The organism is Pseudomonas sp. S9, from assembly GCF_000222125.1.
In the GTDB taxonomy this organism is placed as follows: Bacteria; Pseudomonadota; Gammaproteobacteria; order Pseudomonadales; family Pseudomonadaceae; genus Aquipseudomonas; species Aquipseudomonas segetis.
Window position 1 is genome coordinate 34,265 of record NZ_AFFX01000013.1, and the last position, 22,340, is coordinate 56,604.

The window sequence follows — 22,340 nt, forward strand, 5'->3', positions numbered from 1 at the left end:
ACCACAAGGCAGCAGGGTTTTTAGCTGTGACAATATGTGTCAGGCGACTGCCAGGCGGTCATGCCTGGCAGTCGCCGCGACCTAGAAATTGAAACGCAAACCCAGGGTTGCATTACGTGGCGTACCGTAATAGCTGGAAGAGGTGCTGGTGTAATACTCCTCGTCAAGCAGGTTGTTCAGGTTGAGGGTGGCGCTGAGTTGTTCGGTCAGCGGGTAACGCGCCATCACATCGACCAAGGCGTAGTCATCCTGGGTAAAGCGCACGCCCAACGGGCCCATGCCATCGCTATAGATCTCACTTTGCCAATTGACACCGCCGCCGAGGGTAAGGCCATTGCCGATGCTGCGCAGGGTGTAGGTGGTAAACAATTTCGCGGTGTTCTGCGCAACATTGGTATTGAGCTTGTTGCCGTCGCTGTCTTGTACGATGTTACGGCTGAAGCTGGCGCTGGCTTCCCAATCCGGGGCCAGTTCACCTGAGACTTCCACTTCAAAACCACGGGTCTTGGTGCCGGACTCGGCTTTATAGGCCTGGTTGCCATCTGGCGCGAGGACGCCGGGGATCGCCACGGCCAGGTTGTCTTGTTCGATTTGATACAGCGCCAGGCCGAGGTTGAGGCGATCATCAAAGAATGCCGCCTTGCTGCCAACTTCATAGCCCACGCCTTCGAGTGGGTCGATGTAGTTACCCGTTTCGGTCATGTTGCTCTGCGGTTTGAAAATACTGGTGTAGCTGCCGTAGAGCGACCAGTTATCGTCAAGGTCGTAAACCAGGCCGGCGAAGGGTGTGACCACGCCGGTTTCAGTGCGTTTGTCATCGGTATCGGCGGAGGTCGGGTCGTAGTAGTCGGTCTTGACGGTGTTCTCCCAGTCGCTGACCCGGGCGCCGAGAATCACCGATAGCGCGTCGCTAGCCCGCAGTCTCAGGCTGCCATAGACGGCTGTTTGCGCCTCTTCGTAATCGATTCGGCTGGTGGCTGGCATCGCGGGTTTACCCGGGTCCTGGCCGTCCCAGTTGTAGATGTTGTCAATCGAGTTGTCCCAGTCAGCGAAGCGCCAGAGGGGATAGCCGTTGGTGCGGTACTCGGTGTCTTGCTGGCTGTAGCCAAAGACGGCATCGTGCTCGCGGCCAAAGAGGTCGAAGCTACCGGCAAAATTCAGGTCGAGACTGGTTTGCACCGGCTTGGCCTCCCAGCGGCCTGCCCACAAGCCCATGCCAGCGCCGGTAGCGGGGTCGGGAAAGCCACTGGCGGCGTAACCTATGACTTCATCGTATTCGTAGCGGCCCTGGTTGAGTGTCAGCTTGGCTTTCCAGCGCTCGTTCAGGCGCTGCTCCAAGGTGGCAAAGCCAGAGGTGAATGTGCGGTTGGAGTAAGCCCAGGCCGCACCCGCTGAATCAGAGTCGGACCAGTCGGCGAGTGAGCCATCCTGGTTGTACAGCGGTAAACCACTGCGCGCGTGGTCATCGGCCTGATGGCTTTGATAATCCATGCCGACACTGAGCAGGGTATCGGGCGTAAGGTCGGCCTCGATCACACCGTAGAAGACTTTCTTGCGTTCGTTAAAACGATCGATATACGACTCGTTATCCTGATAAACCCCAACCAGGCGGCCACGGACATTACCGCTCTCGGTCAGCGGGCCACTGGTGTCCAGCTCGGTGCGCTGGTAGTCCCAGGAGCCGCCAGTGACGCTAAGGCTGGTTTGTGGCTTGAACGTCGGTTTCTTGCGGATCATGTTCAGGGTCGCACCTGGCGTTCGGATGCTTTTGGTCAAGCCGGTAGCGCCGCGAATGATTTCGACCCGGTCGTAGAGTGCCAGGTCGTTGCTTTGGATGATCGACTTATAATTACTGCTGAGCCATTGCACGCCGTCGACCTGGTAATTCTCCACGGCAAAGCCGCGCGAATAGATTGTGCTGGTATCCGAGCCGCCGTTACCGCTCTGGTTGATGCTGAGCCCCGGAACTTGGCGCACCAGGTCATTAAGTTGGGTGAGGCCTTGGTCATCAATGCGCTGGCGGGTCATCACGCTCACCGATTGCGGGGTTTCCCGGATCGACAAAGGCAGTCCGGTTGCAGTGCTGGTCGAGCCGGTGGTGTAGGAGCCCGTGCCTTCGGTGGTTGCCCCGAGGCTGAGCCCGGTGACATAGGTCGCATCCAGCTCCAGCGCGCTGTTGCTGCTGGCTTCAGCAGCGGTGGGAGGTAGCAATGAATACCTGCCATTGGCTTGACGTACCACTTTCAGGCGGCTGCCCATCAGCAGTTTTTCCAGCGCCTGATCATTGGTGTAGCGCCCGCGCAGCCCGGCCGAGCGCATGCCCTGGATCAGTTCCGGGGTCGAGGACACACTGACTCCAGCGGTGGCGGCGAAACTATTGAGTGCGGACTCCAGAGTGCCGGGGGCGATGCTGAACTCTTGCTCTGTTACCACCGACTCGGCCAAGGCTGGCTGAACCTGTAATGCCGTTGCCAGTGGCAGGGCAAGGGCTGCGCCCAGTACCGCACGATGAATGGCCGTGTGGAATGGATCAGGCAGGGCGGAACAAAGCATCCGGGCACGGCGCGTGACAGTCTGGAGCGGCATGGAAGGTCCTTTGATAGTTGTTCTGTGGTCAGCGCCAAATAAGCGCTTTAACTACCAAGACGGTTGAGAATACGAATCAACAACACCTGGGTGAAATATTTTTATCCAGGGTTAGGCGCGCTCAACGCTCACCCAATAAGAACTGACTTTGCGAATGCGCAGCCCCAGTGTTGTGCTCAGGTTATCGAGAATCGCGTCGCTGTCCGCAAGCTGGAATGCGCCTGAAATTCGCAGGTGGCTCAAGCTTGGGTCGCAACGCAGAACGCCCGGGCGATAGCGGGCCAACTCAGCGATAAATCTTGGCAAGGGCCAGTTACTGACGATCAACATGCCATTGACCCAGGCATCCGCATGGCTTTCCAGCGGTTCTACAGCCCGTGTGTCACTGGCGCTGAAACGCAACTGTTGCCCAGGTTTTGCACGCACGGGCGGTTGGTGGTCTGCCCTACGGACTTCGACTGCGTGTTGCAACACCCGAACTTGAGTGAACTCGCCCTCACGCTGGACTAAAAACCGTGTACCCAGCGCACGGATGCTGCCTTGTTCGGTGTGTACAACAAAGGGCCGGGCCTGCTGATCCGCGGCGGTCTGGACCAGAATCTCACCCTGTAGCAGGCTGATTTCACGCAACTGTTTGCCGTAGTCGATATTCAGGGCGGTGGCGCTGTTGAGTTGCACGGTGCTGCCGTCGTCAAGCCGGATATTGCGTCGTTCGCCAGTGGCGGTGCGTTGGTCTGCGCGCAGGCTGCTGAACGTGGTCGATTGCCAGGCCAAGCCTGCTGCGCCCCCGGTAACCAGCAACAACCCGAGCAGCTTGAGGCTCTCGCGCCGTTTATTACCCGCAACTGACAGCATTGGCCGGGCGAGGGTTGCAGGCAGTGTTGCCAGCTTGCCCTGGAGCTTTTCCAGGCGCGTCCAGGCTTGGCGATGGGCCGCATCGGCAGCCAGCCAGCGCTGGTGTGCGTCAAGCAACGCGGCGTTGTCTGGTGCTTCTTGCAGATCGAGATACCAGTTGGCAGCGGCCTGTAGAGTGGCGGTAGACACTGGGGCGCTCATGCTCAATCCTCAATCAGCAGCATGCATTGCGTCAGGGCGCGAACCAGATGTTTGCGCACTGTGTTGGTTGAAAGGCCCAGGCGTCGGCCAATTTCAACCTGGCTCAGGCCATCAAGTTGCGCCAAGAGGAAAATCTCACGGCCGCGTGCCCCCAGGTTGTCGAGCATGCGATCGATTTCCACCAGGGTTTCGAGGATCAGTACTCGGGTTTCTGGCGATATTTCCTGTTGCTCTGGCATGGTTGCCAATGCTTCGAGATAGGATTTTTCCAGCGCCCGGCGGCGAAAACCATCAATCATCAAGCTTCTGGCAATGCTGCTGAGGTAGGCGCGGGGCTCACGCAGCTCTTGAGTCTGGCGGTTGGCTAGTACGCGCACGAAGGTGTCTTGCGCCAAGTCGGCAGCGCTTTCTGCACAAGACAGACGCTTGCGCAGCCACATTTTCAACCAGGCGTGATGCTGGTGATAGAGCGAATGAACCGCTTGCTGGCTGGTCAGCTCGGAGGGAGGAGGCGAGAGCACTGCGGAGCCTAAATGATAATTGATATCATTTATTCTCTATGGAATGTCGTGCACACGCAAGTGCCATTATCTAACCGCTCGACGCATATCCATAAGCACCCCGCTAATCACTCTGTCCGGCACTAAAAAACACGAATTTGGCTTCAGCTAATCCGCTGACTGGCCGATATAACTTTCTGCGAAGTCGATGGCAGGCTACCGCTGGTCTTGACGAGCCACTACATGTGATTTACGGATGATGTCTTTTTGATATTATGCGCGCCGCGATGCACCTTCCATTCAGTGAGTTCCCCATGCTGGTCAGCAGCTACAACGGCATTTTCGTCGTATTTTCTTTGATTGTTGCCATTCTTGCTGCCTACACCGCGCTGAATATGGTCGGTCGAGTCGCTGGTTCAAAGGGACGAGCGGCAATCTTGTGGCTGATCGGTGGTTCGTTCGCCATGGGGTTTGGTGTCTGGTCGATGCATTTTATCGGCATGCTCGCATTCAGTCTGCCCATATCCCTGGGCTATGACGTAACGCTGACACTGCTGTCGCTGATCATTGCGATTTTTTCTTCAGCCTTTGCCATGTGGCTGGTGTGCCAGGAAAATCTACCAGGCGCGCGCTTGTGGTTAGGCGGTCTGTTGATGGGGTTCGGCATCGCCGCCATGCACTACACGGGCATGGAAGCGATGTTGATGACCCCGGGAATTGTCTACATTCCCTGGCTTTTCGTGTTGTCGATTGCGATTGCGGCGGCGGCTTCATGGGCATCCTTGTGGATTGCCTTTCGCTTGCGCCGGGATTCCGAGTTCAACACCTATGCGCGAATCGGCGCGTCGCTGGTCATGGGCTGTGCCATCGTGGGCATGCATTACACCGGCATGGCGGCTGCACAGTTTCCCGTGGGCAGCTTCTGTGGTGCGGCCAACAGTGGCATTGACAGCAAATGGCTGGCGGTATTGGTGATAGTGGTGAGCCTGGCGGTGTTTGCCATTGCCTTGATCGTCTCCATGCTCGATGTGCGCACCAACCTGTTAGCTACCTCGCTGGATCGTGCCAATACCGAGTTGGTGAAGCTGGCTTTGCATGACAACCTGACCAAGCTGCCCAACCGCTTGCTTTTGAACGATCGCCTGGAGCAGGCAATCAATAAGTCCGCCCGCAAAAAACACCAGTTTTCACTGCTGTTCATGGACCTTGATGGTTTCAAGGCCGTCAACGATGCCTACGGCCATTTCACTGGTGATCGGCTGCTGATGAAGGTTGCACAGCGCATTCTCGATACCAAGCGTGCAGAAGATACAGTGGCCCGCCTGGGCGGCGATGAATTCGTGATGTTGGTTGATCAGAGTGAGCCAGAAGACGCTGCAGCCCTGGCACAACGGCTGGTCGAGGTCATTGCCCAGCCTTATAGCATCGACGGCAACAGCCTCAATCTCTCCGTCAGTATTGGCATTGCCTTGTTCCCTGATGATGGCAAAAGCGCCCATGAGTTGATGGTCAATGCCGATGCGGCGATGTACCACGCCAAAGAAACCGGGCGTAACACCTACTGCTTTTTTGAAAGCACCATGAACGTTAACGCCCACGAGCAGATGCAGTTGCAGCAAGACTTGCGACTGGCACTTGAGCGTCAGGAGTTTTGCCTGCATTACCAACCCAAGATGCTTGCGCCCAATGGGGTGATGGTCGGGGTTGAAGCCTTGCTGCGTTGGCAGAGTGCGGAGCATGGCCTGATCCAGCCTGATGTTTTCCTGCCCCTTGCCGAGCGCACGGGTTTGATTATTCCTATCGGTAACTGGGTCATCAATGAAGCCTGTCGCCAACTGCGCTTTTGGCATGATGCCGGCTATGGCAATTGGAGCATGGCGGTCAATCTGTCGACTGTGCAGTTGGCGCATGCAAGCCTGGTGGATGTGGTGCGTTCGGCCCTGGAGCGCTACGCCGTCGATGCCAAGTATTTGATTCTGGAAGTGACTGAGTCCACTGCCATGCGTGACGCCGAGGCCAGCCTGGATGTGCTCAATCGGCTATCGGCGTTGGGTGTGAGCATCTCCATCGATGATTTCGGCACCGGTTACTCAAGCCTGCTTTATCTCAAGCGCCTGCCAGCCAATGAATTGAAAATTGATCGCGGCTTTATCATGGCGCTGGCGCAGGATAATGATGATGCGGCGATTGTCTCGGCGATCATTGCCCTGGGACAAACCCTGGACATGACGATTGTTGCCGAGGGCGTGGAAACCAGCGATCAAAAGGACCTGCTTACTCGCCTGGGTTGCAATACGCTGCAGGGCTTTCATTTGGGCAGGCCACAGCCGGCCGACATGTTGCTTGGAAGCCTGGGGCATCAGGTTCTGGCGCCCTGCTAGCTTGAGCGACACAAGCCGGCAGGGGAGCGATTTTCGGCCTTAGACCCGGAAACGCCCGACCAATGTGCTCAAGCCGTGCGATAACTCTGAAAGGTGCTTGCTGGCTTGTGCGCTTTGTTCCGAAGTCTGCGCAGCTTCATTGGAGAGGTCGCGGATATCGCTGATATTGCGCGCAATCTCCTCGGTTACGCTGCTCTGTTCTTCGCAGGCGGTGGCGATCTGCGCAGCCATGTCATTGATGCGCTGTACCGAGTCGCTGGTATCGGTCAGTGCCTGATCCACGCCTGCGGCCTGTTCGACACTCTGCTGGGCCTTGCTGCTGCCGGAGTGCGTGGCCTTGACGGCATTCTGCACGCCAACTTGCAGGCGTTCGATCATTACCTGGATATCCTTGGTCGAGTCTTGTGTGCGCGCAGCCAGTGCTCGTACTTCGTCGGCCACCACGGCAAATCCCCGGCCTTGTTCACCGGCCCGTGCTGCTTCGATTGCGGCGTTGAGCGCGAGCAGGTTGGTCTGTTCGGCAATGCCCCTGATAACGGCTAGCACCGCACCGATATTCCCGGCCTCCTGCTCAAGGGTTTGAATGGTTGTCGAGGCGCTTTCGACTTCCTGGGCCAATTGCCGAATAGACTCAATCACTCCGCCAACCACCTGTGCGCCCTCGCGGGACTGGGCCTCGGCACTGCGCGCGGCATCTGCGGCGCTCTGTGCGTTGCGCGCCACTTCATGGACCGCCGAGCTCATTTCTGTCGCAGCGGTGCTTACTTGATCGACCGCGGCATACTCGCTGCTGATGAGTTGATCATTGGCGACAGACAGCTTGGCCAGGTTCTGCGCGGAGCTTTCGACCTCGCCGGTGACGCGGCCGACTTCCTTGATCAAGGGTTGTAGCTTGTCGAGAAAACGGTTGAACGCATGGCTTAGCTGGCCCAGTTCATCGTTGGAGACAACATCCAGGCGTACGCGCAAATCACCGTCGCCTTCAGCGATTTGGTTGATCCGGTTGAGCAGGTTATGCAGCGGGCCGGTCACCAGAATCGGGAAGCCAATCACCAGTACCAGGCAGACACAGAGGCCAAGGGCTATGATCAGGCCCTGCTGCCAGCCCAGTGTTTCACCTAATTGAATCGCAGCCTGCCCCTCGGCATTGGCGGCTTGGTCATCCATTTCGCCCAGTTTGTCGATGGCCGCACGCATGGCTTCGAACTGCTCTTCGCTGGCACCGAAACTCAGGTTGCTGGCGGCCTCCGGATCGCTGGCAACCAGTTGCACCACTTGCTGCGAGGTCGCCTTCCAGCGTTCGAAACCTGCATCAAATTGTGCAACCAGCTTCATGGCCTCGGCGCCCGGTTGCATGGCGGCGAACTTATGCACACGGTCATATGCCTGCTGTATGTTTTCCGCATGGGAGGCGGTCAGGGCTTGGGCGTGGTCGCCAACGGCTTCATCGAGCAAACTGCGTTCCGCGACCAAGGCCTGGTAAAGGTCGCGGTCTGCATTGAGCAATAGACTGATGCCGGGCAAATAGCGCTTGGTTAGCGTGGTGCTCGATTCCGCGACCTGGGCAATGCCGCGCATCCCCAGAACCCCCATGGTGACCAGCAGCACGGCCAATAACACAATGGGCAATGCAATTTTCCAACGAAACCCCAAATCGGCGAAAGCACGAAGCATGTTGGTTCTCCCGAGTGTTTACTCTGTGCCTTGAGTCTATACCACGCACGAGAAACCGAGCTGTCGGAACCTGCTTTTCTCACTCCGGGGCAATGCATCAGTGAAACTGGACGGTGCTTGATAAGGCTGCAGGGAAATAGGTTGCATTTGCAGGCCAAAGCGGGGGGGCGGTCTGGCTGGAAAAGTAAAGGTGTTTACCTGCGTTTATTCGTATTGCGCCTGACGCGAGTTGGGATATGATTCGCGCCCCCAAATCCCCGCTAATCCTTCAGGTCATCATGCCCGGCAACGCTCTCTATACCGACTTGTCGGGTTATTACGATCTGATGTGCGCTGATATTGACTACCAGACGCAAAGCCAGTGCATCCACCGCTTGCAGCAGTTGTTTGGCAATGCCGGCAAGCATCATCTTGACCTGGCTTGCGGCACCGGGCCCCATGTTCGCCACTTTATCGACGCGGGCTACCAAAGCAGCGGGTTGGACATCAATCAGCCGATGCTCGACAGGGCCATGTTGCGCTGCCCGGAAGCGCGGTTTTCCATGCAGGATATGTGTAGCTTCAAGGTGGCTGAGCCCTTGGATCTGATTACCTGTTTTTTGTATTCGATCCACTACAGCGCTGGCATTGACCGGCTCAAGGCTTGTATCGCCAGTGTTCACGGCGCACTCAAGCGCGGTGGACTGTTCTGCTTCAATGCTGTCGACAAGAACCTGATCGACAACCATTCATTTGTGTCGCACAGCGCGCGCCATGAAAACAGCCTGTTCAATTTCAGCTCCGCCTGGCATTACCACGGCACAGGCTCGCAGCAATCGCTGAAGCTGAGCATTCAGAGAACCATGGCGGGTGAAACCCAGGTTTGGCACGACGAACACCCCATGGTGGCCGTGGGGTTTGCCGAGTTGCAGGCGCTGTTGCAGCCTTACTTCGAGGTACATGTGCTCGAACATGACTACAGTATGATCAATCCGTGGGACAGGCAGTCGGGAAATGCGCTGTTTGCCTGCGTGAAAATTTGATCTCGGAATCTCTGAAACGTCGTGATGCTGTGCTTCAGCCAGCATGCTGCTGGCTGAAGCCGGGTGGTTCCTGTATCAGAGCAGGGGCAGGGTGTAGCTGAGGATCAAGCGGTTCTCGTCAATATCGTTGGTGAAGTTGGAGCGCACCATCGCATTACGCCAGCGCACGGAAAAGTTCTTCATCGGGCCTTGTTGGAATACATATTTCAGCTCGATGTCGCGTTCCCATTCCTTGCCATCACCGGCTGCTGCGCCCAGGTCGACGTTGTCACCGTTCAGGTAGCGGGTCATGAACTTCAAGCCGGGGATCCCGGCGCCCTTGAAGTCATAGTCGTAGCGTGCCTGCCAGGAGGACTCATCCTTGTTGGCGAAGTCACTGATCTGCACATAGTTGACCAGGAACGGGTCTGTACCGCCGATATAAGCTGCGCCAGTATCGCCACTCATTTTCTGGTAACCAAGGCCGAAGCTATGGCTATTCAGGCTGTAGGTGAACATCGCGCCCATGCTCTTGTTGTCGACATTGCTGCGACCATCATCGGTGGAGCGCGCATAACGCAGGTCTGCCTTGAGGCTCTGACCTTCACCCAGCGGCAGGATTTGCACCAGGTTAAAGGAGTTCTGCTTGTACAGGTCTTCCAGGTTGGAATAGTAGTAGGAAGCGGTCAGGTCTTCGGTAAGACGGTAGCTACCGCCGAGAAACCGGAAGGAGTCGCTGGCATTGTCGCCGCGCACATTGATGCCACGCTTGCCACCGGAAATCATTTTTATGTCTTCGAAATCGCTCGAGTCACGGTTGTTGACCTGGCTCAGGTAGCCGCCATCGATTAACAGCCTTTCGATTTCCGTGGAGATCAATTGGCCGCCTCTGAACACCTGCGGCAACAGGCGCCCATCGCTTGAGCTGACTGCCATGTTCTTGAACTGCATACTGCCAGCCCGCACAGCGGTATTCGAGTATTTGGCCTTGGCCGCTACTGCCAGGTCAGATGAGTTGTCTTGCGATCCGCCCGAGCGATCAGGCACCAGCAAGTTGGTCCCGGCCGTTCCGCCGCCGCTGTCGAGCTTGAAACCAAACATGCCGATGGCATCTACACCAACACCTACAGGGCCTTCTGTATAGCCGGAGTCCACACGCAGGATAAAACCCTGTGCCCATTCCTCGCGCTTGCTCTGGCTAGCCCCTTCCTGGCGGAAGTCACGGTTGAAATAGTAGTTGCGCGCTTCCAGGGTGGCAGTGGTGTCCTTGATCAGCTCGGCGTGGGCGGCTGTGCATAGGGACAGGCCAAAAACACCGGATGTGATGGCAATGTTGAGGCTGTATTTGTTCATCTTATTGCTCTTCATTTTCAGGGTTGGTAAATCTCGCGGTCGTTCTTGTTGTTGTCTGACGGCGTGGCGGGAAGAAAAGCGGGCAGCTCGATAGGCGTCGTATTCACAACGGCGATGCATGGCTTAAGCGGTGAGTCTTGGCAAGGGCTCGGGGGACTGATGACATGCGAGCTGGACAGGGTTGCTTGGCAGTGGCCAGCGAGCCGCTGGTGCTGGATATGCCCTGTTGCGTCACTTGCAGGCAGGTAACGAGCGTGTCCATGGTCGGCCTCCTTGCCAGGTTTTTATAAGCGTCCGAAAAACTTAGCCCTGGACTCTAACGCAGCGTTCCAAGGCTCGATATTCACTATTCTCGAACACCCTGTTAGGCGCTGATGAACTGCAGGCTATATTCGCCTGAGTTGTGTGGCGGGGGCTGAGGCGAAGGGCCTCCTAGCGTTCATCCATGAACCTGGCAGAGGCCATGCGGGTGCTGCGGCAGCAGCAGGATTTCGGTAACGACCCGTGATTACCGACTTGATATTGCCTTCCTGGAAGGGCTTGGTACTTCGTTTGGCATTCAGCCTAATGGGTTCTGGCCAAGTGTTATCAGCGACTTGAACCCGGTGGATCTACCTTGTTTCCTCAAGAGTGCTGATCGGCAGTCTGTCAGTTGTACTCCAGGGTAATAATCGCGGCTTGAATAGGTGTGCCTGAGGGGGGCGTATAACTCATTCCCTGTAGGGGCGAAATGCTTGCAGAGGCAAGGTGGGCGCTTGAGTCTCGGGCTTTCAAGGATGCATTGACGGGTGACTTGCACTCCGTCACCCGGACGTTCAGTGCTCGTGTCCCTGCACGCTGGTCGACACTGACTTGGCATGCGGGTTCGAGCACTCGTCCATAAATGCTGATGGCATTTGTGGCGGTTTCTGCAAAGGTGGCGGGGGAGAAAATAGCCAAGAGAGCCAAGGTTGCGAACCGATATTTATTGTTGTTCATGGTAATACCTTTCTTTCGCTTGAACGTAATTGTCCTAATTGGTTTATCGGCAGCTGCAGAAAGGGCTTTAGGTTTTTTGCACAAGTAGAGGTCGTGCTGGGGCATGCGTTGTCCTTCAATTGCTGAAGTCCAAAGCGTGGGACCTGTTGGACAGGCAAAGAAAAGCCCCGCATCAAGCGAGGCTTTTTGGGTGCATCTTGTGGAAAGCAGGATGCTTGTGGCTATGAGTTCCTGAGCAAGATCAATCCCAGCTCAGGGCACCGCCTGTTTGATACTCGATCACGCGGGTCTCGAAGAAGTTTTTCTCTTTCTTCAGGTCCATGATCTCGCTCATCCATGGGAATGGGTTGGTGGTGCCTGGGTACTCTTCTTTCAGGCCGATCTGGGTCAGGCGGCGGTTGGCGATGAACTTGAGGTAGTCCTCCATCATTGCCGCGTTCATGCCCAGTACGCCGCGTGGCATGGTGTCACGTGCGTATTCGATCTCAAGCTGGGTGCCCTGCAGAATCATCTGCGTGGCTTCTTCTTTCATCGATGCATCCCACAGGTGTGGGTTTTCGATTTTGATCTGGTTGATCACGTCGATACCGAAGTTCAGGTGCATCGACTCATCGCGCAGGATGTACTGGAACTGTTCGGCAACGCCGGTCATCTTGTTGCGACGGCCCATGGACAGGATCTGGGTAAAGCCGCAATAGAAGAAGATGCCTTCCAGTACGCAGTAGTAGGCGATCAGGTTGCGCAACAGTTCCTTGTCGGTCTCAACAGTACCGGTTTCGAACTTCGGATCGGAGATCGAGCGGGTGTACTTCAGGCCCCAGGAGGCTTTCTTCGCGACCGAAGGAATCTCGTGGTACATGTTGAAGATTTCACCTTCATCCATGGCCAGTGACTCGATGCAGTATTGGTAGGCGTGAGTGTGGATTGCCTCTTCGAAGGCCTGGCGCAGGATGTACTGGCGGCATTCCGGGTTGGTGATCAAGCGATACACGGCCAGCACCAGGTTGTTGGCAACCAGGGAGTCGGCGGTGGAGAAGAAGCCGAGGTTGCGCATGACAATGCGGCGCTCGTCGTCGGTCAGGCCGTCGGTGCTTTTCCACAGGGCGATGTCGGCGTTCATGTTGACTTCTTGCGGCATCCAGTGGTTGGCGCAACCGTCCAGATACTTCTGCCAGGCCCAGTCGTACTTGAAGGGTACGAGTTGGTTCAGGTCGGCGCGGCAGTTGGTCATGCGCTTTTTGTCAACCGCAACACGGGCCGAGGTGCCTTCCAGCTCGGCCAGGCCTTCGGCGATGTCGAGTTCGTCCAGTGCTGCTTTGGCACGGGCGATTGCAGCACTGTCGTCAGCCGATACTGCGCGGGCTTCTTCAGCCGCTGCACCACCAACCTGGTCGAGCTTGTCGATGTTCATGTCCGCCATGGCGGTCGCGTTGTTAGCGGTAGCGACTGCAGTTTCTGCGTCGTCTTCCTTTTCGAATTCGTCCCAGCTCAACATAGTCGGTTGGCTCCTTTCAGGTGGGTGGACATCCGAGTTTGCTGCGCGCCGTTCATACTGCTTTAAACGGGGTAATCGCCTGCTTATGTACAGCTGTACACAGCCCGGGCTCAACCCTGTTTGCCTTGCCTGAACGTCGCTGGCAATACTCTAAATCTGTAGTTAGAGCCCAAAGGTTCTAACGCTGTATTTCTTGCTAGTTGATAACCAAGCCTAGCAATCTTGCTGTGTTATTGCGCCGGGTCTGTTGATCTGAATCATCCGAACAAACTTCGGTTCGTCATCACTCTACTTGCAGCAACCCGAGGGTGAGACTGAGAGAGTCGCCGCTAGGCGCCGACTGATCCTGGACCCCTGAGCGCACGTATGTACGTGATGGGGCAGAACCAGTCGGCAACAACGCGGATGCCTCTCAGCATCGCGCGTCATTTTCTACTTACTGGCAGGCTTCGCAATCAGGCTCATCAATGGCACAAGCCTTAGGCACTGGCGCAGGTCCGGCCGCCATTTCGACTTGCGGTGCAGCCTTGCCTGGCGCTGCGCTCAAACCGTCGTTGCCGCCGCTTGAGACCGCATTGAGCTTGCCGGTGTTGACTGTCGACTTCTCGGTGCTGGTCGCGGCCAGGGCACGGAGGTAGTAAGTGGTTTTCAGGCCACGGTACCAGGCCATGCGGTAGGTCACGTCGAGCTTCTTGCCCGATGCACCAGCGATGTACAGGTTCAGTGACTGTGCCTGGTCGATCCACTTCTGGCGACGGCTGGCAGCGTCGACGATCCACTTGGTTTCAACTTCAAACGCGGTGGCATAGAGCTCTTTGAGCTCTTGCGGGATGCGTTCGATCTGCTGCACGGAACCGTCGTAGTACTTCAGGTCGTTGATCATGACCGAGTCCCACAGGCCGCGTGCTTTAAGGTCGCGAACCAGGTATGGGTTGATCACGGTGAACTCGCCGGAGAGGTTCGATTTCACGTACAGGTTTTGATAGGTCGGTTCGATCGACTGCGAGACGCCCGTGATGTTGGCGATGGTCGCGGTGGGTGCGATGGCCATGATGTTGGAGTTGCGAATCCCTTTCTGTACACGGGCGCGAACCGGTGCCCAGTCGAGGGTTTCATTAAGGTCTACATCAATGTACTTCTGGCCACGCTGCTCGATAAGGATCTGTTGCGAGTCGAGTGGCAGGATGCCTTTGGACCACAACGAACCGTCGAAAGTCTCGTAGCTGCCGCGCTCGTCAGCGAGGTCGCACGAGGCTTGAATCGCGTAGTAGCTGACTGCTTCCATCGATTTGTCGGCGAACTCGACTGCCGCGTCCGAACCGTAAGGAATGTGCTGCAGGTACAGCGCATCCTGGAAGCCCATGATGCCCAGGCCAACTGGACGGTGCTTGAAGTTGGAGTTGCGCGCCTGCGGCACCGAGTAGTAGTTGATGTCGATAACGTTATCGAGCATGCGTACCGCGGTGTTGACGGTCTTCTGCAACTTGGCGGTGTCGAGCTTGCCGTCGACGATGTGGTTCGGCAGGTTGATCGAGCCCAGGTTGCAAACCGCGATCTCGTCCTTGTTGGTGTTCAAGGTGATCTCGGTGCACAGGTTCGAGCTGTGGACCACGCCAACATGCTGCTGCGGGCTGCGCAGGTTGCATGGATCCTTGAACGTCAGCCATGGGTGGCCGGTTTCGAACAGCATGGACAGCATTTTACGCCACAGGTCTTTGGCCTGAATGGTCTTGTGCAGCTTGATCTTGCCGTACTCGATCAGCGCTTCGTAGTATTCGTAGCGCTCTTCAAAGGCCTTGCCGGTCAGGTCGTGCAGGTCCGGCACTTCGCTTGGCGAGAATAGGGTCCACTTGCCGTCATCGAAGACGCGCTTCATGAACAGGTCGGGAATCCAGTTGGCGGTGTTCATGTCGTGCGTGCGGCGACGGTCATCACCGGTGTTCTTGCGCAGTTCGATGAATTCTTCGATATCCATGTGCCAGGTTTCAAGGTAGGCGCACACTGCACCTTTACGCTTGCCACCCTGGTTTACGGCAACGGCGGTGTCGTTGACCACCTTGAGGAAGGGCACAACACCTTGGGATTTACCGTTGGTGCCTTTGATGTAGGCGCCCAGCGAGCGAACCGGTGTCCAGTCATTGCCCAGGCCACCGGCGAATTTCGACAGCATGGCGTTGTCGTGGATCGCATGGTAGATGCCAGACAGGTCGTCCGGCACTGTGGTCAGGTAGCAGGACGACAGCTGCGGGCGCAGGGTTCCGGCGTTGAACAGGGTTGGGGTCGAGCTCATGTAGTCGAACGACGACAGCAGGTTGTAGAACTCGATGGCGCGGTCTTCTTTTTGCTGCTCTTCCATCGCCAGGCCCATGGCCACGCGCATGAAGAACACCTGTGGCAGTTCGAAGCGAATACCGTCCTTGTGGATGAAGTAACGGTCGTACAGGGTCTGCAGGCCAAGGTAGGTGAACTGACCGTCGCGCTCGTGGTTGATGGCCTTGCCGAGCTTCTCCAGGTCGAAGTCTTGCAGCTTCGGATCGAGCAGGTCGAACTCGATGCCCTTGGCGATGTAGGCAGGCAGTGCCTTGGCGTATAGATCAGCCATTTCGTGATGGGTGGCGCTGGTGGCGACCTCGAGGAAGCTCAGGCCTTCTGCACGAATGTTGTCCATCAGCAGGCGAGCGGTAACGTAGGTGTAGTTCGGCTCGCGCTCTACCAGGGTCCGCGCGGTCATCACCAGCGCGGTATTGACGTCACTCTGGGCAACGCCGTCATAGAGGTTCTTCAGGGTTTCTTTCTGGATCAGCTCGCCATCGACCTCGGCCAGGCCTTCGCAGGCCTCGGTGATGATGGTGTTCAGGCGACCCATGTCCAGCGGTGCAACGCTGCCGTCAGGATGAGTGACGCGGATGCTTGGGTGCGGCTCGGCAATGCCGTTGCTGACTTCGCGCTTGCGCTCTTGCGAACGCGATTCGCGGTAGATCACGTAGTCGCGCGCGACTTTCTGTTCGCCGGCACGCATGAGGGCCAGTTCTACCTGGTCCTGGATTTCTTCGATATGAATGGTGCCGCCCGAAGGCATGCGACGCTTGAACGTGGTGGTGACTTGTTCAGTCAGGCGCGCAACTGTCTCATGGATACGTGACGAGGCGGCAGCGGTGCCACCCTCAACTGCAAGAAACGCCTTGGTGATGGCAACGGTGATCTTGTCATCGGTATAGGGCACAACAGTGCCGTTCCGCTTGATCACACGCAGCTGACCTGGCGCGGTTGCCGCCAGGTCCTGGGTGGCGTCGTAAGCCTGCGGCGCTTTGGCCTGCTGGTTCTCGCGATTGGTGTCGGTATGCATGGATGTCTCCGTGTTCTGTATTTATGTAGACCGGCATTTACAGTGGTTTACTGCAAGTCACCTGTCGTTCATTCCATTTCAACAACGCCATGCGCAGAGCAGGATCACTACGCGCATGGGGCTTGCAAAAACAGGGCAGGGAAGGCGTGGCTGATAAACGCCTTCCTGGCTCTTTTAAGTCTTGTGCCAACTTGTGGTTGGCGATACTAGATGTAGTAGTTGGCCTGGTTCGACTCTGCAGCTCGGTCACGCTGAGTACGCTCTGCTGGCGTTATTCACACTGTGACCGCTGTGTACCGCCTTGAAACAGGTTGAACAGCAAATAAGGTGCACTTTTTCAGTTCAGGACTGGATCTTTTAGGTGCAAATATGCTTGGTTGTTTATTGTGCGAAAACCCAATATGTAGGTGTTTGGCTCGCGTGAGATACAAGATAGTGCGGTGTGGGAGGGATGGCAAGTGAACATGTTGTGCCAGCCTGTGGATAAAGCTGTGGGTTAACATGGGGTAGTTTTCGCAAAGCCCCGTTATTACTGGGATTTGTCTCCCCGCACCGTTCGTCGTAGTAAAAAATGTTTTTTTGAGTCTCTGAAAGCAAGTTTTTAGTCAATCACATAAACACAATATGTAGGGTTTTTATTACAGGAGTTGGAGCGGTTTGTGCAGGGGCGGCGCACTCTACGCGAGGTGGCATTCGCTGTGAACCCTGTCACATGGATGCGGGAGTGGGCTATGCCGATTTAACCGTCTGGCATGCGGCGCCGGGAATGTACACTATGCACCCAGCCAGTGGTCGGTGTTGGTTGCTACAATCTGCACGCCAGTTGTCTGGGCTCAAGGCTGTTGTAGGTGTCTATAAGGAGAGAATTGTGGAGCAAAAACCGCCGCGGGTGTTGATTGTCGAGGATGATCAGCGCTTGGCAGAGTTAACCCGCGATTATCTGTTGGCCAACGGAATGCAGGCCGAAATTGAGTCGGACGGCGCGCAAGCGGCTGGGCGAATAGTTCGTGAACAACCCGATCTGGTGATTCTCGATGTGATGCTGCCGGGCGAGAGTGGCTTGCAGGTTTGCAGCAAGGTGCGCGCGGATTACCCTGGCCCGATTCTGATGCTGACTGCTCGCACCGATGATACCGATCATGTGCTCGGTCTTGAGACCGGCGCCGATGATTACGTCTGCAAGCCGGTGCGGCCTCGTTTGTTGCTGGCGCGAATCCAGGCATTGCTCAGGCGCTTTGAGCCTCGGGCCAGCACTCCTGTTGCAGGGGAGCGTCGACTGCAGTTCGGGCCGCTGGTGGTGGATAACGCACTGCGTGAAGCCTGGCTGGCCGACCAGCATATTGAGTTGACCGGGGCAGAGTTCGACCTGCTCTGGCTACTGACCTCCAATGCCGGGCGGATTCTGTCGCGAGAAGAAATCTTCACCGCCTTGCGAGGCATCGAGTATGACGGCCAGGATCGCTCGATCGATGTGCGCATCTCGCGTATCCGGCCCAAGATTGGTGATGATCCGGAGCACCCTCGTTTGATCAAGACAGTGCGCAGCAAGGGTTACCTGTTTGTGCCCGAGGCGGCTGCCTTTTACCGATGAACTCAATTTTCCTGCGCATCTATGTCGGCATGCTGGCCGTGCTGGTGCTGGTCGGGCTGCTCGGCGTCGGCACCCTGCACCTGGTCAACGAAGTGCGCAGCGACCAGTATCGCGAGGATTTGGCGCGCGGCACTTTCAACCTGATGGCCGATAACCTGCAGCCGATGATTGATGTCGAGCGCCGCCGCGCCATTGCAACCTGGTCGCGGTTGTTGGGTATCCCGCTGCAAATCGTCTCGGTGGCCGACTCGGGCCTCGACAGTACCTCGCGTAGCCGACTGCTACGTGGCCAGGTGGTGGTCAAGCTCATTGGCCCACACGCCGTGCAGGTTTCCACCTTGATCAGTGAATCGCAGCAGCTCTTGCTGGTTGGCGAGGTGCGCCAAATCAGCGAGCAATTGGCACGCGCAACCATCTTTCTGCTGATTGATGAACTGGTGCGCTTCCCGGTGGATGAGCAGCCCCAGCGCCTGGCCGATATCAAGCAGAGCAAGCAGTTTGGCTTCGATCTGCGGCTGATCCGCATCGAGGATGCCAATCTTGATGTTGATCAGCGGCGGCGCATTGATGAAAGCGACACGGTAATGGCCCTGGGCAAAGGCGGCGACACCATTCATGTGTACTCTGGGATTGTCGATACGCCCTGGGTGCTGGAGATTGGCCCGCTATACCAGATGAATCCCTACCCACCGCAGTTGCTGGTATTGATCGCCATGCTTGGGCTGAGCTTGATTGGCGTGACCGTGTACTTTCTGGTGCGGCCTTTGGAGCGCCGTCTTCGAGGGCTTGAGGGGGCGGCCAGCTTGATCGCCAGCGGTAAGCTGGATGCGCGGGTTGCGGCGCACGGCGCCGACTCGGTCGGGCGCCTGGCATCTGCATTCAATGATATGGCCGAGCACTTGCAGCGCTCGCTGGGGATTCAGCGCGAAATGGTGCGCGCCGTGTCGCACGAGCTACGCACACCGTTGGCGCGTTTGCGATTTGGCCTGGAAATGGTCGAGGACGCCAGCAATGAGCAGGATCGCCAGCGTTATCTGGAGGGCATGGACAGCGACATCCATGACCTCGATAAGCTGGTGGATGAAATGCTCACCTACGCCCGGTTGGAGCAGGGGGCGCCTGCGATCAACTTCCAGCCTGTCAATCTACAGCTGTTAATCGAGCAAGTGGCCGATGAACTGGCGCCGCTGCGTGCCGAGGTGCAGATTGAGTGTGGGCCTTCATCCGCTGCTGTTGATGCGGGCGCCGCATTGGTCGAGGCGGAACCTCGCTACTTGCACCGCGCGTTGCAAAACCTGGTGAGCAATGCCCTGCGTCACGCCGAGACGCGGGTGCGCATCAGCTATCAAATTGATGACGAGCGCTGTTGCCTGAGCGTCGAGGATGACGGGCCCGGCGTACCGGAAGACGAATGGGAGCGGATCTTCACTCCGTTCCTGCGCCTGGATGACAGCCGTACGCGCTCATCTGGCGGGCATGGCCTGGGCCTGTCGATTGTGCGGCGAATCATCTATTGGCACGCCGGGCGTTCGCAACTGGGCCATAGCGAAGCGCTGGGGGGCGCGCATTTCAGTCTGGTCTGGCCGCGTCGCCAGGCCTAGGCTGCACAAGCTTCGCGTTGTGGCACGCTACAGGGCAGGGTTGCAGCCTTAAAATGGGGCTGGGCACTCAAAGCGCATGCGCTCACCAGTCTGCGGGTGGGTGAGGGTGAGCATATTGGCGTGCAGGCACAGGCGTGGGTAGGCGGCGAGTGCTTGTTCATGGGCATAGAGACCATCGCCCAGTAGCGGGTGGCCAATCGATAGCATGTGGACGCGTAGTTGGTGCGAGCGGCCAGTGATGGGTGTGAGTTCTACCCGGCAATAATCTGCGCAGCGTTCGGTCACCTGCCAGTAAGTCAGGGCGTGCTTGCCGTGTTCATGATCGACCACGTGGCGTGGCTTGGTTGGCGGGTCGTAGCGCAGTGGTAGGTCAATGCTGCCGCTGTCGCGTTCAGGTTGGCCCCAGCACAGCGCGCTGTAGGCTTTCTCGGTTTCGCGGTCATGGAATTGACGTGACAGTTCACGATGGCTGTCTGCGTCGCGCGCCAGCACTATTATCCCTGATGTTTCCCAGTCGAGACGGTGGACGATGCGGGCTTCGGGGTAGCCGTTTTCCTGCAGGCGAGTGACCAGGCAATCCTTGTTGTCTTCGGCGCGGCCGGGCACCGAGAGCAGCAGAGTTGGTTTGTTGATCACCAGCAGTGCGGCGTCCTGGTGGAGAATTTCAATCTGACTGAGGGGCATGGGGCTTCTAGTGTGGGCTTGGGCAAAGGCTAATCTTACCAGCCTGGCGTAGCGGTGCATTGATCGGCGGAAAACAAAATGGCGGCCCTAAAGCCGCCATTTTGTCGGGGTGTTGCCTGTGGCCGAGGTTATCAGCGCTCGGGCAGGGTGATGTTCAGCTCCAGAATCGAGCAGCTACCCTGATTTTCCAGTGCGACCTGAACCTGGTCTGAATCGATGTTGACGTACTTGCGAATCACATCAACCAGTTCTTGTTGCAGGGCCGGAAGGTAATCCGGCTGGCTGCGCTGGCCACGCTCGTGGGCGACGATGATTTGCAGGCGCTCTTTCGCGATAGAAGCAGTTGTTCCCTTTTTGCGCTCACGAAAGAAGTCAAAAATATTCATTCACGACCTCCAAATAAACGTTGCAAGAATCCCTTCTTCTGAACATCAAGGAAGCGATGCTCAACGGTTTTGCCGAGCAGGCGGTCAACTGCATCGCTGTATGCCTGGCCTGCGTCGCTTTGGTCGTCCAGGATTACCGGCACGCCCTGGTTGGAGGCCTTGAGGACTGCTTGTGACTCAGGAATCACGCCAATCAGGCGGATTGCCAGGATTTCTTCGACGTCTTCAACGCCAAGCATTTCGCCCTTGACCACGCGCTCGGGGTTGTAGCGAGTCAGCAGCAGGTGTTCCTTGATTGGCTCGTCGCCATTCTCGGCACGACGCGACTTGCTCGAAAGCAGGCCGAGCATACGGTCGGAGTCACGGACCGAAGAGACTTCTGGGTTGGTCACGACAATCGCTTCGTCAGCGAAGTACATGGCCAGGTGTGCGCCTTTTTCGATACCGGCAGGCGAGTCACAGACCACGTATTCGAAGTTTTCGGACAATTCCTTGATGACTTTTTCGACGCCTTCGAGTGTGAGTGCGTCCTTGTCACGGGTTTGGCTGGCGGCCAGCACGTAAAGGTTTTCCAGGCGCTTGTCTTTGATCAGTGCCTGGGTCAGCGTCGCTTCGCCGTTTACGACGTTTACGAAGTCGTACACCACGCGGCGTTCGCAGCCCATGATCAGGTCAAGGTTGCGCAGGCCAACGTCGAAGTCGACGATGACGGTTTTGTGCCCGCGCAGAGCGAGACCGGTACCGATGGCGGCGCTAGTGGTCGTTTTGCCTACGCCACCCTTGCCGGAAGTAACTACGAGGATCTTGGCCAAGGTGATTCACCCCAAAATGTGAAATAAAAGCGGGAATCGTTCAGCCGTTCGAGGCGTCCAGATGCCCTTATATGTGTCCCGGAAATTGGCGGCAGTATCCGTTAAAGCCGAGTGATGTTCAACTCGTCACCAGACAAGCTGACATGAACCCCCTTACCCCACAACGGATCGCGCCGAAGATCTTCGGACACCTTGTAATGGCCGGCAATCGAGAGCAGTTCTGCGCCCAGTTGCTGGCAGAATATACGCGCTTTGAGATTGCCCTTGATTCCGGCAAGGGCGCGCCCGCGCATAGGTGCGTAAACATGGATGTTGCCATCGGCCAGAAGTTCCGCTCCGGCGCTGACCGGTGCCAGGACCAGTAGATCCGAGCCTTGAGCGTAGACTTGTTGGCCACCACGTACAGGGCTGGTCACCACTTTAGTCGGTTTATGTTCGGGCTCGGCGGGTTTTTGTGGTTTTTCAGGTTTTTTCTCGACGGGCGCGGGTGCCGGGTCGAGTGGTCGTTCGCGAGCACCGGAGGGCGGCAGTACGGGCAGGTCCAGGGCATTGGCAGCTGCGATATGTTCTTCGCTGCTGGCGCGCACGGCCAGGGTACGCAGGCCATGCTTGCGGCATACGGCGATCAACTCGCTGAGATCGAGCTTGGTTTCGGCGGCGGGCAGTTTGTCCACCGCTAGCACCAGCGGGGTGTTGCTGAAGAAATTAGGTGCCTGGGCGACTTTGGAGGCCAGTTGCTGATCAAGCAGCGCGCTGTCGTTGCGCGACAACTCCATCACGGTGATGGCCAGCATGCTGCCCTTTAGTTGGAAAACTGGAACTTGGTCGAGAAGGTCAGCTTGACTCATGGTGTGCCTGGAACGCCTTTTGGTTGAACTGCAGCGCGAGTAGTGTGG

General features: G+C 57.2%; 17 protein-coding genes and 1 pseudogene. 4 read left to right on the top strand and 14 right to left on the bottom strand.

The genetic code is table 11. The annotated features are described in order from the left end of the window. Nucleotides 1–81: 81 nt before the first annotated feature. From PSES9_RS0121165 to PSES9_RS0121175, 3 genes are all read right to left on the bottom strand, one after another. Complete coding sequence (locus tag PSES9_RS0121165; protein ID WP_010490343.1) at nt 82–2,586, bottom strand: TonB-dependent siderophore receptor; 2,505 nt, start codon at nt 2,584–2,586, stop codon at nt 82–84. Nucleotides 2,587–2,697: 111 nt separating this feature from the next. Beyond that, nucleotides 2,698–3,642: a FecR domain-containing protein gene (locus PSES9_RS0121170; protein ID WP_010490345.1), complete on the bottom strand. Its 945-nt coding sequence runs from the start codon at nt 3,640–3,642 to the stop codon at nt 2,698–2,700. A 2-nt stretch (nt 3,643–3,644) separates the two neighbouring features. Next, the gene (locus PSES9_RS0121175) at nt 3,645–4,163 is read right to left on the bottom strand and encodes a sigma-70 family RNA polymerase sigma factor (protein ID WP_010490348.1); all 519 of its coding nucleotides are present in this window, start codon (nt 4,161–4,163) and stop codon (nt 3,645–3,647) included. Nucleotides 4,164–4,456: 293 nt separating this feature from the next. On the opposite strand from PSES9_RS0121175, the gene PSES9_RS0121180 reads away from it, so the two are divergent. Continuing rightward, complete coding sequence (locus tag PSES9_RS0121180) at nt 4,457–6,523, top strand: putative bifunctional diguanylate cyclase/phosphodiesterase (RefSeq protein ID WP_029529693.1); 2,067 nt, start codon at nt 4,457–4,459, stop codon at nt 6,521–6,523. Between the two features lie 39 nt (nt 6,524–6,562). Here PSES9_RS0121180 and PSES9_RS25785 read toward each other — a convergent pair whose 3' ends face one another. Continuing rightward, nucleotides 6,563–7,267, bottom strand: a complete 705-nt coding sequence (locus PSES9_RS25785) for a methyl-accepting chemotaxis protein (protein WP_443216067.1) — start codon at nt 7,265–7,267, stop codon at nt 6,563–6,565. A 153-nt stretch (nt 7,268–7,420) separates the two neighbouring features. Further along, a pseudogene (locus tag PSES9_RS25790) lies at nt 7,421–8,197 on the bottom strand (MCP four helix bundle domain-containing protein); the annotation flags it as partial. Between the two features lie 278 nt (nt 8,198–8,475). Between PSES9_RS25790 and PSES9_RS0121190 the strand changes: the two are divergent. Beyond that, nucleotides 8,476–9,219, top strand: a complete 744-nt coding sequence (locus tag PSES9_RS0121190; RefSeq protein ID WP_010490353.1) for a class I SAM-dependent DNA methyltransferase — start codon at nt 8,476–8,478, stop codon at nt 9,217–9,219. Between the two features lie 75 nt (nt 9,220–9,294). On the opposite strand, the gene PSES9_RS0121195 is transcribed toward PSES9_RS0121190, so the two are convergent. From PSES9_RS0121195 to PSES9_RS0121210, 5 genes are all read right to left on the bottom strand, one after another. After that, complete coding sequence (locus PSES9_RS0121195) at nt 9,295–10,551, bottom strand: OprD family porin (protein ID WP_010490355.1); 1,257 nt, start codon at nt 10,549–10,551, stop codon at nt 9,295–9,297. Between the two features lie 103 nt (nt 10,552–10,654). Next, nucleotides 10,655–10,813: a hypothetical protein gene (locus PSES9_RS25095; RefSeq protein ID WP_157998251.1), complete on the bottom strand. Its 159-nt coding sequence runs from the start codon at nt 10,811–10,813 to the stop codon at nt 10,655–10,657. Between the two features lie 386 nt (nt 10,814–11,199). Further along, nucleotides 11,200–11,634: a type 1 fimbrial protein gene (locus tag PSES9_RS0121200; RefSeq protein WP_010490357.1), complete on the bottom strand. Its 435-nt coding sequence runs from the start codon at nt 11,632–11,634 to the stop codon at nt 11,200–11,202. Nucleotides 11,635–11,770: 136 nt separating this feature from the next. Further along, the gene (locus tag PSES9_RS0121205) at nt 11,771–13,024 is read right to left on the bottom strand and encodes a ribonucleotide-diphosphate reductase subunit beta (protein ID WP_010490359.1); all 1,254 of its coding nucleotides are present in this window, start codon (nt 13,022–13,024) and stop codon (nt 11,771–11,773) included. Nucleotides 13,025–13,460: 436 nt separating this feature from the next. Beyond that, a complete protein-coding gene (locus tag PSES9_RS0121210) occupies nt 13,461–16,370 on the bottom strand; it encodes a ribonucleoside-diphosphate reductase subunit alpha (protein ID WP_010490360.1) in 2,910 nt (969 codons plus the stop codon). Between the two features lie 868 nt (nt 16,371–17,238). Here PSES9_RS0121210 and PSES9_RS0121215 point away from each other — a divergent pair. Together PSES9_RS0121215 and PSES9_RS0121220 are read left to right on the top strand one after the other, a co-directional pair. Next, the gene (locus tag PSES9_RS0121215) at nt 17,239–17,961 is read left to right on the top strand and encodes a winged helix-turn-helix domain-containing protein (protein WP_010490362.1); all 723 of its coding nucleotides are present in this window, start codon (nt 17,239–17,241) and stop codon (nt 17,959–17,961) included. Continuing rightward, nucleotides 17,958–19,562 (top strand): ATP-binding protein, encoded by a 1,605-nt coding sequence (locus tag PSES9_RS0121220; protein ID WP_010490364.1) that lies wholly within the window; start codon nt 17,958–17,960, stop codon nt 19,560–19,562. The genes PSES9_RS0121215 and PSES9_RS0121220 overlap by 4 nt, the downstream gene beginning before the upstream one ends. A gap of 48 nt (nt 19,563–19,610) precedes the next feature. On the opposite strand, the gene PSES9_RS0121225 is transcribed toward PSES9_RS0121220, so the two are convergent. From PSES9_RS0121225 to minC, 4 genes are all read right to left on the bottom strand, one after another. Further along, complete coding sequence (locus PSES9_RS0121225; RefSeq protein WP_138943174.1) at nt 19,611–20,306, bottom strand: RluA family pseudouridine synthase; 696 nt, start codon at nt 20,304–20,306, stop codon at nt 19,611–19,613. Between the two features lie 71 nt (nt 20,307–20,377). Continuing rightward, nucleotides 20,378–20,632, bottom strand: coding sequence for a cell division topological specificity factor MinE (gene minE, locus PSES9_RS0121230; RefSeq protein ID WP_010490368.1), 255 nt, complete (start codon nt 20,630–20,632; stop codon nt 20,378–20,380). Next, complete coding sequence (gene minD, locus PSES9_RS0121235; protein ID WP_010490370.1) at nt 20,629–21,444, bottom strand: septum site-determining protein MinD; 816 nt, start codon at nt 21,442–21,444, stop codon at nt 20,629–20,631. Before minD ends, minE begins: the two co-directional genes overlap by 4 nt. Nucleotides 21,445–21,545: 101 nt before the next feature. Further along, entirely contained in the window at nt 21,546–22,292 is a 747-nt protein-coding gene (gene minC, locus PSES9_RS0121240) for a septum site-determining protein MinC (RefSeq protein WP_010490371.1), read from the bottom strand. Nucleotides 22,293–22,340 lie beyond the last annotated feature (48 nt).